Origin of the sequence: Sphingomonas sp. (assembly GCF_965227385.1) — a bacterium.
Classification (GTDB): Bacteria; Pseudomonadota; Alphaproteobacteria; order Sphingomonadales; family Sphingomonadaceae; genus Sphingomonas.
This window is the reverse complement of record NZ_OZ245750.1, coordinates 2,744,949-2,758,405: the sequence shown is the minus strand read 5'-3', so window position 1 is coordinate 2,758,405 and position 13,457 is coordinate 2,744,949. Positions and strand designations below refer to the sequence as shown.

Sequence of the window (13,457 nt, the reverse complement as noted above, 5' to 3'; positions counted from 1 at the left end):
CGAACTACGTATCACTCCTCATATAGGCGCTGCCCGGCGGGCCTTACCCTGATCTCATAATTTGGGAGACAGGCAGTGAAGAATGTCGCCGTATTGATCCACGCTGATGCGGGACAGGAAGCGCGGTTCCAGGCTGCGCTCGATCTGGTGCGCGGGCTCCATGGGCATTTGATCGCGATCGATGTGACCGCGATGCCGCCGATGGCCGAAGATCCGATGATCGGTCCGGGCAACCTTGCCGCGCATATCGCGGAAGAACTGGACGTTCAGGAGGAAAACCGCGCGCGCATCACGGCGCGGCTGACCATGGAGGATGCGCCCTGGACGCTGGCCGAGTGCATGGGCGACGTCGCATCGTGCCTCGCTTCGCACACCGCGCTGACCGATCTCGTCGTCATCAACACCGTGTTCGACGGATTTCCCGGCGGCGAGATGGACGGAGTCGTCGCGTCGATGCTGCGGCTCAACCGCCCGGTGCTCGCGGTGCCCTGCGCCACGCGCGGCCTTACGCTCAGCGGGACCGCGCTGGTTGCATGGGACGGGTCCGACGAGTCCGACGCCGCACTGCGCGCAGCCGTGCCGCTGCTCGGTCTTGCGCGCGAAGTGCGGATCCTCAGCATCGACGCCGGATCGCTCAAGCATCCGCCGGAGCTCGCCGCGAGCTATCTGTCGCGTCACGGCATCCGTCCCGAGATCATGGTCGTGCCGGCCGAACCCGGCCGCGTCGGACAACAGATCCTGGCACAGGCGCTCAAGATCGAACCGGCCATGATCGTGATGGGCGGCTTTGGCCATTCGCGCCTGATCGAAACGCTGTTCGGCGGGGTGACGCGCGACCTGCTGCATCATAGCCCCTATCCCGTTTTCCTCGCGCAATGACGGAGCGAAATCGATGATACAGCCGCGTGACCCTGCGTCCCTGCGCCATCTGGTGGTGCTGGGGCATCCCGGCCTCGACAGCTTCAACCACGCGATCGTCCGCGCCTATCGCGAAGAGGTCGAGCGGCTGCACCAGATCGTCGAGGTCGACGATCTTTATGCGCGCAACTTCGACCCGCTGCTGCGGCGCGACGAACTGCCCGGGCCGGGGTTCAAGCCGCGCCCCGATGTCGCGACCTCACTCGCCCAGATCGAGGAAGCAAGCGCGATCGTGCTGGTCTATCCGATCTGGTTCGGCATGCCGCCGGCGATGATCAAGGGCTATGTCGATCGCGTGCTCGGCGCGGATTTCTCGCCCGAGGAACTGAAGGCGCAGCTGCCCAGCCCGGCGCTGCGGGGCAAACAGCTGATCATCTTCTCGACCTCTGCGGCGACGCGGCCCTGGCTGGAGGAGCGCGGGCAGTGGCTGGCGCTCAAACAGGCGTTCGACATCTACCTGACCCGCGCCTTTGGTCTGTCGGATTGCCACCATGTCCATTTCGACGCGATCGTGCCGGGGCTCGATGCGCGTTTTGTCGCCGAGCATCTCGAGATCGTCCGCCAGACCGCGCGCGAGCGTGCGACGGTGCTGCGCTATGGCGATCTGCCGCCGAAACTCCTGCTCGAACCCAACGTCTGAAATCGACGGTCAGGCACGAAAAAAGGCGGCGACCCGACCGGATCGCCGCCCTTTTCGTTCAGAAGCGGAAGCCGATGCCCACGCCCGCGACGATCGGATCGATGCTGACCCGCGCGGTGTTCGTGGCAGCGCCGGTGCGCAGCCGCGCCGTCGTGTCCATGTCGATGTACTTGACGTCGAGGTTCAGGAAGACCTTTTCATTCAGGTCGATGTCCACGCCGGCCTGCAGCGCATAGCCGAAGCTGTCGTCCATCTCGACGCTGGTGGCGCCGATCGCGGCGACGAGCGCGTCGCTTGCCTTGGTCGAGTAGAAGATCGTGTAGTTGACGCCCGCGCCGACATAGGGGCGGACCTTTGCCTCCGGCGCGAAATGATATTGCAACGTCAGCGTGGGCGGCAGCACCCAGGTGCTGGCGAGCTCGTCGAAGCCCGACAGCGTGCCGCGCCCCTGCGCGTCGTGCTTGGTCGTGGCCAGGATCAGTTCGGTCCCGATATTGTCGGTGAGCATATAGGTGAAATCGACTTCCGGCATGACGCTGTTGCTGACGCCGACCTCGCTGCCCGGAAAGCCGGGCGTGACCGGGCCGGAGCTTTCGGTCGGGGCGACCAGGATGGCGCGGCCGCGGACCAGGAAATCGCCTTCCTTGGCGATGGCAGGCTGGACGCCGACCGCACAGGCCAGCGCGCCGATGACAAGATGGGTGGTCTTCATGGGTAGTTCCCCGCTACGTTCTGCGCGAAGGATGCGCGGCGGGGGCATCGGACATTGCGGCGCGCGGCTGCATTGGTAGTTTTCCCAATGGGTTTTGCCCGGATGCTGCGGGCATAGGCGGGACATGGATATGAGCGGCGATATCGTCGAAAAACTTGCCGCGCGGTTCATTGCCAGCGACCTCGATCGCGCGCAGTTCCTGATCGATCCCGACGGCACGATCCGCAGCTGGAACCCCGGCGCGCAGATCCTGCTCGGCTATGAGGCTGCGGCGGCGGTCGGGCAGCCGATGGCGATGCTCTATTCCGCGGCCGATGCCGCGGCGGGCAAGCCGCGCGACGATCTTGACCGCGCCGTGACCTATGGCCGCTATGCCGAGGAAGGATGGCGGCGGCGCCAGGATTCGACCGAATTTGCCGCCGACGCCCGCATCATCGCGCTGCGCGACGAGGGCGGGACGCTGCTCGGCTTTGGCGGGACGATCGAGGACATTACCGATCGCAAGGCGGCGGCGGGCGCGGTGGCGCGCAGCGAGCTGCACCTGCGCTCGATCCTTGCGACCGTCCCCGATGCGATGATCGTGATCGACGATCGCGGCCAGATCCTTTCGTTCAGCGCGGCGGCGGAGCGCCTCTTCGGCTATTCGGAATCCGAAGTCGTGGGCAAGAATATCGCGATGATGATGCCCGACGGGGACCGGCTGCGACACGACGATTATGTCGAGCATTATTGTCGCACGGGGGAGCGTCGGATCATTGGCATCGGGCGCATCGTCGTGGGCAAGCGGCGCGACGGGAGCGAGTTTCCGATGGAGCTGGCGGTCGGCGAGGCGCGCAGTGCCGGGCACCGCATCTTTACCGGGTTCATCCGCGATCTTTCCGAACGCCAGCGCGCCGAGCTGCGTATGAAGGAGCTTCAGTCCGAGCTCGTGCACGTCTCGCGCGTGTCGGCGATGGGCACTATGGCATCGACGCTGGCGCATGAACTCAACCAGCCGCTGACCGCGATCGCCAATTATATGGAGGCGGCGCGCGACCTGATCGCGGCGGGCGCGCCGGACCTGGACATGCTTCATGAAGCCGTCACCGAGTCGGGGACCGAGGCGTTGCGTGCTGGGAATATCGTGCGGCGGCTGCGCGAGTTTGTCGCGCGCGGCGAGGTCGAAAAGCGCGTCGAATCGCTCCCGCAGATGGTGGAGGAGGCGACGCGGCTCGCGATGACCGGGGCGCGGGAGCGCGGCGTGCGCGGCCTCAAGGATCTCGATCCCGATGCCCGCCTCGCGCTGGTCGACCGGGTCCAAATCCAACAGGTTCTGGTCAATTTGATCCGGAACGCGGTCGAGGCGCTGGCGGACATGCCGGTACGCGACGTCACCATCGCCACGCGCGTGCAGGGCGACGGCATGATCCGGGTCGAAGTGAGCGACACCGGCCCCGGCATCGACCCGGCTATCCGCCCACGCCTGTTCGACGCGTTCAACACCAGCAAGCCCGACGGCCTCGGCCTCGGCCTGTCGATCTGTCGCACGATCATCGAAGCGCATGGCGGGCGAATCGATGCCGAGTCCCGGCCTAGTGGCGGCACAACCCTGTGGTTCACCATTCCCAGTGCGGAGACCCAAGAATGAGCGAAAAGCCGCTGATCCACTTGATCGATGACGAGGATTCGGTGCGCCGGTCGGCGAGCTTCCTGCTCAAGACCTCCGGCTATGACGTGCGCGCCTATGCATCGGGCGTCGCCTTCCTGAAGGAAGCACGGCATCCCGATCCGGGGTGCATCCTGCTCGACATCCGCATGCCGGAGATGGACGGTCTGGAAGTGCAGCGCGAACTGAACGCGCGCGGTGTTGCGCTGCCAGTCATCGTGCTGACCGGCCATGGCGACGTCGTCACCGCCGTCACCGCGATGAAGCAGGGCGCGCTCGATTTCCTGGAAAAGCCCTTTGAGAAGGCGCTGCTGCTCGCGGCGCTCGACCGCGGCTTCGAACGGTTGGGCAGGGCGGAAACCGCCGAGGTCGAGGGGCAGGAGGCTGCGGTGCGCATCGCCGCGCTGACGCCGCGCGAGCGCGACGTGCTGCGCGGGCTGGTCGCGGGCCATCCCAACAAGACCATCGCCTATGACCTCGGAATCTCGCCGCGCACGGTGGAGGTGCACCGCGCCAACGTGATGACCAAGCTGGAGGTGCGCAGCCTGTCCGAAGCGCTGCGCATCGCCTTTGCGGCGGGTCTCGACGCGCCCGACTAAGGACATTTCCGTAACGCGGGGACCGCCGCTTTTCGGCACGATGGCGCGCGATGGATCAGCGTACCACCATTCCCCCTGCGACCGACGCGGACGAACCGGCGCTGGCAATCGCGCTGGTCGATCCCGACGACGGGTCGCGGCGTGCCTTGCATATGGTGCTGTCGGGCCAACGGCATCGCGTCCGGTCCTATGACAGCACGCGTGCTCTTGCCGAGGATGCCAAGGCGGTTGAGGCTGACTGGCTGGTCCTATCGGTTCGCACCGATGGATGCAGTCTGGAAGCGGTCGAGCGGCTGCGTGCGCGCGGCTGGTGCGGTCGGTTGGCCGTGATCGCCGAACCCGGCGCGCTGCCTGTGCGCGACGGCGCGATGATCCGCGCGAGCGACCTGATTTTCGCGCATCCCGTAGCGCCGCATGCCTGGCGGATCGGTCTGACGGCCTGAAAAGGACCGCCCAACAGCGCCGGTTTTCGCGATTCTGCACCATTATCGGCATCACCCTTGCCCCGGGCACCCGCCTTGCTATAGACGCGCCCGACCTGCGGTGTCCTGAATGCGGGCGTGGCGGAACTGGTAGACGCGCTGGTTTTAGGTACCAGTATCGCAAGATGTGGGGGTTCGAGTCCCTTCGCCCGCACCAGTTTCCGCCCGGCGTGAGGGGACGCCGCGACTCCGATTCCACTTCCAGAGCAGGAAGCCCGTTAGAATGCAGACCGTCGAGACGTTGAACGAAGGCCTCAAGCGCGCCTACACCCTCAAGATCACCGCCAAGGATATCGACAGCCGCGTCGATGCCGAAGTGAAGCGCGTGGCCCCCCAGATCCGCATGCCCGGCTTCCGCCCCGGCAAGGTGCCGACCAATCTGGTCCGTAAGATGCACGGTGAGGCGCTGACCCAGGACGCGCTCAACACGACCATCCAGGAAGGCGTGCAGAAGCTGATCGCCGACCACAAGCTCCGTCCCGCGATGCAGCCTTCGGTGAGCCTGGAGGGCGAGTTCGCCCCCGGCAGCGACGCCGAGGTGAAGGTCGAGCTGGAAGTCCTGCCCGACGTCCCGACCCCGTCGATCGAGGGTCTGAAGCTCGAGCGCCTGATCGTCCCCGTCAGCGACGAAGCGGTCGACGCGCAGATCATGCAGATCGCCGGCCAGCAAAAGGCGTGGGAAGACGCCAAGCCCAGCTACAAGGCGAAGCAGGGCGACCAGGTCACGATGGACTTCGTCGGCAAGGTCGACGGCGTCGCATTCGACGGCGGCACCGGTGAGGGTATGGCGATCGAGATCGGCTCGGGCCGCCTGATCCCGGGCTTCGAGGACCAGATCGTCGGCGTGAAGGCTGGCGACGAAAAGCAGATCGAAGTGACCTTCCCCGAGGATTATGGCGTCGACACGCTGGCCGGCAAGCCCGCGACCTTTGATCTCAAGATCACTGCGGTGAAGACCGCTGGCGAAGTGAAGGTCGATGAAGACCTCGCCAAGAATCTGGGCCTCGAGAGCCTCGATCAGCTGCGCGGCATCCTGCGCGGCCAGATGGAGAATGAGACGGGCGGGCTGACGCGCACGTACATGAAGCGCAAGCTGCTCGACCAGCTCGCCGCCGGGCACGACTTCCCGGTCCCGCCGTCGATGGTCGAGGCCGAGTTCCAGCAGATCTGGGCGCAGCTTCAGCACGAAGCCGGCCATGAGGAAGATCCCGAAGCCGCAAAGGCCGAGCTGGAGAAGGAAAAGGACGATTACCGCGCGATCGCCGAGCGTCGCGTGCGCCTTGGCCTGCTGCTGTCGGAAATCGGCCAGGCGAATGGCGTCGAAGTGACCCAGGCGGAAATGAACCGCCTGATCGCCCAGGCTGCGCAGCAGTACCGCCCGGAAGACCAGCAGCGTTTCTTCCAGTATATCCAGCAGGAGCCGATGGCCGCCGCTCAGCTGCGCGCCCCGCTTTATGAGGACAAGGTCGTCGACTTCCTGTTCGGCAAGGCTGAGGTCAGCGAGCGCGAAGTGACCCGCGAAGAGCTGGAAGCCGCCATCGAGAGCGAGGAAGGCGCGGTGCCGCACGTCCATGGCCCGGACTGCAACCACGACCATGATCACGACCACAAGCCCGCCAAGAAGGCCAAGGCGAAGAAGGCCGAAGAGCCCGTTGCGGAAGCCGCTGCCGAAGAGGTGAAGCCGGCCAAGAAGGCGAAGGCCAAGGCGGAAGAGGCTTCGGCCGAGGAAGCTCCGGCCAAGAAGGCTCCCGCGAAGAAGGCCGCCAAGGCCGACGACGCCGAAGCCGAGGCCGACGCACCGAAGAAGAAGGCTCCGGCCAAGAAAAAGGCGGACTGAGACCTTCAATATCCATCGTCACCCCGGCCTTGTGCCGGGGTCCACGGTGCCGCACAGTGAGTGCTTGAGGCTATTGCGATGCGCTCAGCCTCCGGTGGACCCCGGAACAAGTCCGGGGTGACGTAGTGGGGGATGGCGTGACCGAACCGCGCATCGCAGTGATCCTGCCCTGCTATAACGAGGAAGCCGCGATCGCGCAGACGGTCGCGGGGTTCCGGGCCGCGCTCCCCCATGCGACGGTCTATGTCTACGACAACAACAGTGCCGACCGCACTGTCTCGGTAGCGCGCGAGGCCGGTGCGATCGTGCGGACCGAGCGGACGCAGGGCAAGGGCAATGTCGTCCGGCGCATGTTCGCCGATGTCGATGCCGACATCTACGTCATGGCCGATGGCGATGCGACCTATGACGCGGTCGCCGCGCCCGCGATGATCGCGAAGATGCGCGAAGAGGGGCTCGACATGGTGGTCGGCACCCGGGTGCATGAGGCCGCCGATGCCTATCGCCGAGGCCATGTGCTCGGCAATCGTGCGATGACCGGGCTGCTCGCGCAGCTGTTCGGGCGCAGCTTCACCGACATTTTCTCCGGCTATCGGGTGTTCTCGCGGCGGTTCGTGAAGAGCTTCCCCGCGCTGTCGTCCGGGTTCGAGATCGAGACCGAGATCAGCGTCCATGCGCTGGAGCTCAAAATGCCGGTGGGGGAGGTGGAAACGCGCTATCTTGCCCGGCCCGAAGGATCGGCTTCGAAGCTCTCGACCTATCGCGACGGCGCCCGGATCGCGCGGACCATCCTGACGCTCTACCGGATCGAAAAGCCGATCCTGTTCTTCGGGATCGTCGCGCTGGCGCTGGCGGCGCTGGCGGTGATTCTCGCCGTCCCGCTGGTCGCGACCTATATGGAAACCGGGCTGGTCCCGCGCTTCCCGACCGCCATTCTCGCCACCGGGCTCGTCATCCTGGCGGCGCTCAGCTGCTTTGCGGGACTGATCCTCGACACCGTGGTGCGCGGTCGGCGGGAGATGAAGCGGCTGGCCTATCTGGCGCAGCCGGCGCCCGCCCACCTCTGATCGCCCAGCGGGTCGCCGTCAGGCGGCAATCTTCTCAAGATGGATGCCCAGCTCGTCGATCAGGAACTCTTCGACCGCCGCCGCGATCAGCGTGCGCGTCTCCTGCTCCGGCGCCTCGACCCAGCCTGCGATCCGCAACGCCCCGACGACCGGCGCCACGTTCCAGCGCACATCCTCTTCGACAACGCTGATCACGCCGTCCACGAACCGATGGGCGATATCGAGGGCGTGGAGCCGGCGCGACAGGCGCGCCACGGCCTCCGCCGATTCGATCCCGTTCCACGCGGCAAAGGCGAAGTCGAAATGGTCGCGCACCGGTCCGGGTTCGGCCGGGCGGCGCGCCTGCTGGGGACGGGACGCGGCGGAAGTCGGCGTGCGGAGAAACAGGTGCGCGAACATCGTGAGCACGATGGCGGTGACAGGGATCAGTGCGATGGCGATGACCATCCCGATGCCGAAGGTGGCATCGTTGAACCCGCCCGCGCCGAACAACGGCCCCAATGCGACGCCGGCAAGGCCGGCGTAGAGCAGCGCGAAGACGATGATGGTCCGTTTGTCCTGGCGCATTGGCGCCCCTTTCAGCTCGCGGAGAGGACCGGTATCGCAGACAAGGGTTCAGAAATGGTTGCCGAGCACCGGAAAAGACGGGCTGGTCTGGCGGGGCGAGGAACGCCGTTCACCTTCTTCCCCCCTTGCGCCGCGCGATGCGAGCGCCGATGTAGCGGTGGGCAAAAACAGATTTGACGAGAACATCCCACATGCATCCCCTTGCCGGTCTCCTGACCCCCGAAGGCTTTACGCGCGATCCGATCACCAACGCGCTGGTTCCCATCGTCATCGAACAGTCGAGCCGCGGTGAGCGCAGCTTCGACATCTATTCGCGTCTGCTGCGCGAGCGGATCATCTTCGTGGTCGGCCCGGTCGAGGATCACATGGCCTCGCTGATTACCGCCCAGCTGCTCTTCCTAGAATCGGAAAATCCGAAGAAGGACATCTGGATGTACATCAACTCGCCAGGTGGCGTGGTGACCGCCGGCATGGCGATCCACGATACCATGCAATATATCCGTCCGCGTGTCGGCACGGTGTGCATCGGCCAGGCCGCGTCGATGGGCAGCTTCCTGCTCGCGGCGGGTGAGCCGGGCCTGCGCGTTGCACTGACCAACGCGCGCATCATGATCCACCAGCCGTCGGGTGGCGCGCAGGGCATGGCGTCGGACATCGAGATCCAGGCCAAGGAAATCCTGCGCATCAAGCGCCGGATGAACGACCTGTACGTCAAGTACACCGGCAAGCCGCTCGAGGAGATCGAGCGCGCGATGGACCGCGACACCTTCCTCGAGGCTGATGAGGCCAAGGCGTTCGGTCTGGTCGACGAAGTGTACGAAAAGCGTCCCCAGCCTGCTGACAGCGAAGGGGCGGCGTCTTAATCTGACGCTCACCTTCCCCTGCTATGGGGCGAATTTGAGTTGCCGGGCGTTGTCCCGGCTGTAGGATGCCGGGCTGCGATGCGGCCCGGCACGCAAAGGAAGACTGAATGACGAAGCTAAGCGGCGGCGATTCCAAAAGCACGCTCTACTGCTCGTTCTGCGGCAAGTCGCAGCATGAGGTGCGCAAGCTGATCGCCGGACCGACCGTGTTTATCTGCGACGAGTGCGTCGAACTCTGCAATGACATCATTCGCGAAGAGACGAAATCGGCGCTGGTCAGCAAGAAGGACGGTGGCGTCCCGACGCCCCAGGAAATCTGCGACGTGCTGGACGATTATGTGATCGGCCAGAAGCAGGCGAAGCGCGTCCTGTCGGTGGCGGTTCACAACCATTACAAGCGACTGAACCACGGCGCGAAGGGCGCGGATGTCGAGCTGGCGAAATCCAACATCCTGCTCGTCGGGCCGACCGGCTGCGGCAAGACGCTGCTGGCGCAGACGCTCGCCCGCATCCTTGACGTGCCGTTCACCATGGCCGACGCGACGACGCTGACCGAAGCGGGCTATGTTGGTGAGGATGTCGAGAACATCATCCTCAAGCTGCTCCAGGCCTCCGACTATAATGTTGAACGCGCGCAGCGCGGCATCGTGTACATCGACGAAATCGACAAGATCAGCCGCAAGGCGGAAAACCCGTCGATCACGCGCGACGTGTCGGGCGAGGGCGTGCAGCAGGCGCTGCTCAAGCTGATGGAAGGCACCACCGCGAGCGTTCCGCCGCAGGGCGGGCGCAAGCATCCGCAGCAGGAGTTTCTGCAGGTCGACACGACCAACATCCTGTTCATCTGCGGAGGCGCGTTCAGCGGCCTTGAAAAGATCATCGGCGACCGTCTTCAGGGCAAGTCGATCGGCTTTGGCGCCTATGTCGCCGCGCCGGAGGAACGCCGCACCGGTGAAACGCTGCGCCAGACCGAGCCGGAAGATCTGCTCAAGTTCGGCCTGATCCCCGAATTCGTCGGCCGCCTGCCGGTCGTCGCGACGCTCGAGGATCTGGACATTCCGGCATTGGTCAAGATCCTGACCGAGCCAAAGAACGCACTGGTGAAACAGTATCAGAAGCTGTTCGATATGGAGAATGTGAAGCTCAGCTTCACCGACGACGCGTTGGTGTCGGTCGCCAAGAAGGCGATCGAGCGCAAGACCGGCGCGCGCGGCCTCCGCTCGATCCTCGAAGGCATTCTGCTCGACACGATGTTCGACCTGCCCGGCATGGACGGGGTGGACGAAGTGATGATCGACAAGGATGTCGTCGCCGGATCGAAGGAGCCGGTCCGCGTCTATTCGGCCGAGAAGAAGAAGGCCGGCGACGCCGCCTGAGCGGCGTCGCGACCCATCGATCAAGCGGGCGTCGGGCAACCGGCGCCCGTTTTGTTTCGGGCACTTCGGACCGCCGCGCCGGCGCGATTGTCCACAGATTTAACCATCTTCGTTCGTCTCTGCTTAACGCCTCCTAACGCTTTGTTGCCGTCGCGGGTGGGGATGTTACGGAGGCTAACTTGCGGTTTTATAAGGCAACACGGTTTATATTTCCGTCCAGCCTGCGGCTGCGAATGTTCACCATCTGCTTCGTCGGAACGCATATCCCGTTGCTCGCATTTGCCGCGTGGCTGTTCTTGACCGGCAACACCGACTGGCCCGATCTGGGGATCGTGCTGGCGGCGACGCTGGTCGGCACGGTGTTCACGCTATTCGGCATCGACGGTCTGCTTGCCCCGGTCCGCGCGGCGACCCAGGCGGTCCAGTCGCTCGAACGCGAACAGGCCGAGGCGCTGGAGGCGGTCAGCGATGGCGACATGCTCACCGAGCTGCTCGCCGGGGTAACCCGCGCGAGCGAGGCGACCAAGGTCCGCGTCGCCGCGCTCGATATGGCCGCGCACCGCGATCCGCTCACCGGGCTGCTTAACCGTCGCGGCTTTCTTGCCCGCGTCGAAAGCGCTGGCGACGGAACCATCGCGCTCATCGACCTCGACAAGTTCAAATCGGTCAATGACAACTTCGGTCACGACGCGGGCGACGCGATCTTGCAGGATTTCGCCGCGTTCCTGGCGCGCGGCGTGCGCAAGGCGGACTGTGTCGGACGCTGGGGCGGCGAGGAGTTCGCCGTGTTCTTTCCCGCCACCGAAGAGGGCGAGGCCGCCGGCATCCTCCAGCGCCTGTGCCGACGCCTTGGCAACGGGCTGATCGAACGGCCCGACGGCACCCCCATGACCTGCTCCGGCGGCATTGTCGCCCTCGACGGCGAACCGCTCCAGCTCGCCATGGCCCGCGCCGATGCCGCGCTCTATGCGGCTAAGCGCTCGGGCCGAAACCAGCTGCGCGTGGGCGACGACCACATGCTCGCGGACTGAACGGCTAGCGCCGCGCCTGCATCGCCTCGATCGCTGGGGAGCGGCGCAGCACCCGCGCCATCGGGTCGATCACGACATGCGCGCCCGCGGGCACCGCGATCGTCGCCCGGCCGCCTTCCATCGCCAAGCGCTGCACGACGCCATCGACCTGCACCTCGACGGGGAGCGGGAAGGGGGCGTTTCGCGGCGTCTTCCATTCCAGTGACAGCTGATCGCCCGCGCGCGTCTCGACCAGTTCGGGCAGCGCGGCGGAACGGAGATAGACGTCGTAGAACCAGCTTAGGTCGCGCCCGGCGGCTTGGCTCATCAACGTCTCGAACTCGGGCGTGGTGGCGAAGCGCGGCTTGAAATTGCCCGGCTTCGGGTCGGGGCGGCCATAAACCAGCCGCCGCGTCGCATCGAAGAACGCGGCGTCACCGATCAGGTAGCGCAGCGTGTGCAGCACCCATGCGCCCTTGTAATAGATATCCTGCCCCGGCCCGCCCTTTTCGAGCTGATACACCTCGTCCGAGGTGCGCGAGCGGCCGGATACAAGGGGCTGGCGATTGAGGATGTTCTTGCGCTGCTCCGCCATCATCGCGGCATAGAGCGCCTCGCCCTCGCGCCACTGGCCGTAGAGCGGCTGCATATATTGGCCATAGCCCTCGTGCAGCCAGAAATGGTCCCAATCGGCGGCGGTCATCTGGTTGCCGAACCACTCATGCGCCAGTTCATGGTGGAACAGCCAGTCGAACCCCGTTTCGTCCTTGCGATAGTCGTTGCCGTAGGCGTTGACCGTCTGATGCTCCATGCCCAGATGCGGAGTCTCGACCACGCCCAGCTTCTCGTGCGCGAAGGGGAAGGGGCCGATCATGGCTTCGTAAAAGTCGAGCGTCGGCGCGAATTCGGCGAACAGGCCCGCCGCCTGGGCATCCTTGCCGATCAGGTGCCACAGGTGCAGCGGCACCTGATTGCCGAACTTGCTGGCATAGCTGCCCTTGATCTCGCGATATGGCCCGATGTTGATCGCGACGAGATAGGGGTTGATGTCCCGCGCTTCCCACGTCCAGCGCGCGCGGCCGCCGGGCAGCTTATCGACCGACACCAGCCGTCCATTCGCGATCGCTGCCGCGCCGCTGGTGGAGATCACCATGCGGATCGACTTCACCTCACCGGCGGGAAAGTCGAGACACGGCCAGAAAAGGTCGCAGCCATAGCCCTGCGCGGTCGTCGCGACCCAGGGCTTGTCCTGCCAGCTCGACCAGACGATCCCGTCATCCCATGGCGCATTGACCGCCTCATGCGGCCGCCCGGCATAGCTGATGCGCGCGATGACCTTGCCTCCGGCTTCGACCGGCCTTGGCAGGTCGATCGTCAGGCGCCCTTCGGGATTGAGCCACGTGCCGGCTGCGAGCGCCCTGCCATCAATGGTCACCGCGGAGACATGAAAATTCTTGTCGAGATCGATCAACAGCCGCGTCTGCCGCGCGCGGGTGCCCAGCGTCAGCGTTGCGACCCCGCTCAGATACTTGCGCGCCGCATCCACCTCCAGATCGAGATCGACATGCTCCAGCCGCAACGCTGCCCGCTCTGGTTCGATCGGTCCCCCGGAGCGTTCGGTCAGTTCGGTGATCGGGGGCTCGCCCTTCTGGGCCAATGCAGCGGGGACGAACGCGGTCAGCGTGAGCATCGCGGCAAACACTGCATTGATGCGGCGCGCCCGATCCCCATATAGTTTGAC

General features: G+C 65.4%; 13 protein-coding genes and 1 tRNA gene. 11 read left to right on the top strand and 3 right to left on the bottom strand.

Annotated elements, in window-relative coordinates:
- The first annotated feature begins 75 nt into the window (after positions 1–75).
- Positions 76–879, top strand: a complete 804-nt coding sequence (locus ACO05N_RS13510; protein ID WP_422057593.1) for a universal stress protein — start codon at positions 76–78, stop codon at positions 877–879.
- A gap of 13 nt (positions 880–892) precedes the next feature.
- Entirely contained in the window at positions 893–1,558 is a 666-nt protein-coding gene (locus tag ACO05N_RS13505; RefSeq protein WP_422057592.1) for an NAD(P)H-dependent oxidoreductase, read from the top strand.
- 58 nt (positions 1,559–1,616) lie between these two features.
- Here the strand turns inward: ACO05N_RS13505 and ACO05N_RS13500 are convergent, their stop codons facing one another.
- Positions 1,617–2,270, bottom strand: a complete 654-nt coding sequence (locus tag ACO05N_RS13500) for an OmpW/AlkL family protein (RefSeq protein ID WP_422057591.1) — start codon at positions 2,268–2,270, stop codon at positions 1,617–1,619.
- Between the two features lie 130 nt (positions 2,271–2,400).
- On the opposite strand from ACO05N_RS13500, the gene ACO05N_RS13495 reads away from it, so the two are divergent.
- The 6 genes from ACO05N_RS13495 (at position 2,401) to ACO05N_RS13470 (ending at position 7,900) form a co-directional block, all read left to right on the top strand.
- A complete protein-coding gene (locus ACO05N_RS13495; RefSeq protein ID WP_422057590.1) occupies positions 2,401–3,897 on the top strand; it encodes a PAS domain-containing sensor histidine kinase in 1,497 nt (498 codons plus the stop codon).
- Positions 3,894–4,514: a response regulator FixJ gene (fixJ, locus tag ACO05N_RS13490; RefSeq protein WP_422057589.1), complete on the top strand. Its 621-nt coding sequence runs from the start codon at positions 3,894–3,896 to the stop codon at positions 4,512–4,514. The genes ACO05N_RS13495 and fixJ overlap by 4 nt, the downstream gene beginning before the upstream one ends.
- A gap of 50 nt (positions 4,515–4,564) precedes the next feature.
- The gene (locus tag ACO05N_RS13485) at positions 4,565–4,957 is read left to right on the top strand and encodes a hypothetical protein (RefSeq protein ID WP_422057588.1); all 393 of its coding nucleotides are present in this window, start codon (positions 4,565–4,567) and stop codon (positions 4,955–4,957) included.
- A gap of 111 nt (positions 4,958–5,068) precedes the next feature.
- A tRNA-Leu gene (locus ACO05N_RS13480) sits at positions 5,069–5,153 on the top strand.
- 66 nt (positions 5,154–5,219) lie between these two features.
- Positions 5,220–6,833 (top strand): trigger factor, encoded by a 1,614-nt coding sequence (gene tig, locus ACO05N_RS13475; protein ID WP_422057587.1) that lies wholly within the window; start codon positions 5,220–5,222, stop codon positions 6,831–6,833.
- Positions 6,834–6,970: 137 nt separating this feature from the next.
- Positions 6,971–7,900: a glycosyltransferase family 2 protein gene (locus ACO05N_RS13470; protein WP_422057586.1), complete on the top strand. Its 930-nt coding sequence runs from the start codon at positions 6,971–6,973 to the stop codon at positions 7,898–7,900.
- 18 nt (positions 7,901–7,918) lie between these two features.
- Here the strand turns inward: ACO05N_RS13470 and ACO05N_RS13465 are convergent, their stop codons facing one another.
- On the bottom strand, positions 7,919–8,467 hold the full coding sequence (locus tag ACO05N_RS13465; RefSeq protein ID WP_422057585.1) for a hypothetical protein: 549 nt from the start codon (positions 8,465–8,467) through the stop codon (positions 7,919–7,921).
- 191 nt (positions 8,468–8,658) lie between these two features.
- Here ACO05N_RS13465 and ACO05N_RS13460 point away from each other — a divergent pair, with 191 nt between their 5' ends.
- The 3 genes from ACO05N_RS13460 (at position 8,659) to ACO05N_RS13450 (ending at position 11,737) form a co-directional block, all read left to right on the top strand.
- On the top strand, positions 8,659–9,330 hold the full coding sequence (locus ACO05N_RS13460) for an ATP-dependent Clp protease proteolytic subunit (protein ID WP_422057584.1): 672 nt from the start codon (positions 8,659–8,661) through the stop codon (positions 9,328–9,330).
- A 107-nt stretch (positions 9,331–9,437) separates the two neighbouring features.
- Complete coding sequence (gene clpX, locus ACO05N_RS13455; protein ID WP_422057583.1) at positions 9,438–10,706, top strand: ATP-dependent Clp protease ATP-binding subunit ClpX; 1,269 nt, start codon at positions 9,438–9,440, stop codon at positions 10,704–10,706.
- A 233-nt stretch (positions 10,707–10,939) separates the two neighbouring features.
- Positions 10,940–11,737: a GGDEF domain-containing protein gene (locus ACO05N_RS13450; protein ID WP_422057582.1), complete on the top strand. Its 798-nt coding sequence runs from the start codon at positions 10,940–10,942 to the stop codon at positions 11,735–11,737.
- Positions 11,738–11,741: 4 nt separating this feature from the next.
- On the opposite strand, the gene ACO05N_RS13445 is transcribed toward ACO05N_RS13450, so the two are convergent.
- Positions 11,742–13,406, bottom strand: coding sequence for a M1 family metallopeptidase (locus ACO05N_RS13445; RefSeq protein ID WP_422057581.1), 1,665 nt, complete (start codon positions 13,404–13,406; stop codon positions 11,742–11,744).
- Between the last annotated feature and the right edge of the window lie 51 nt (positions 13,407–13,457).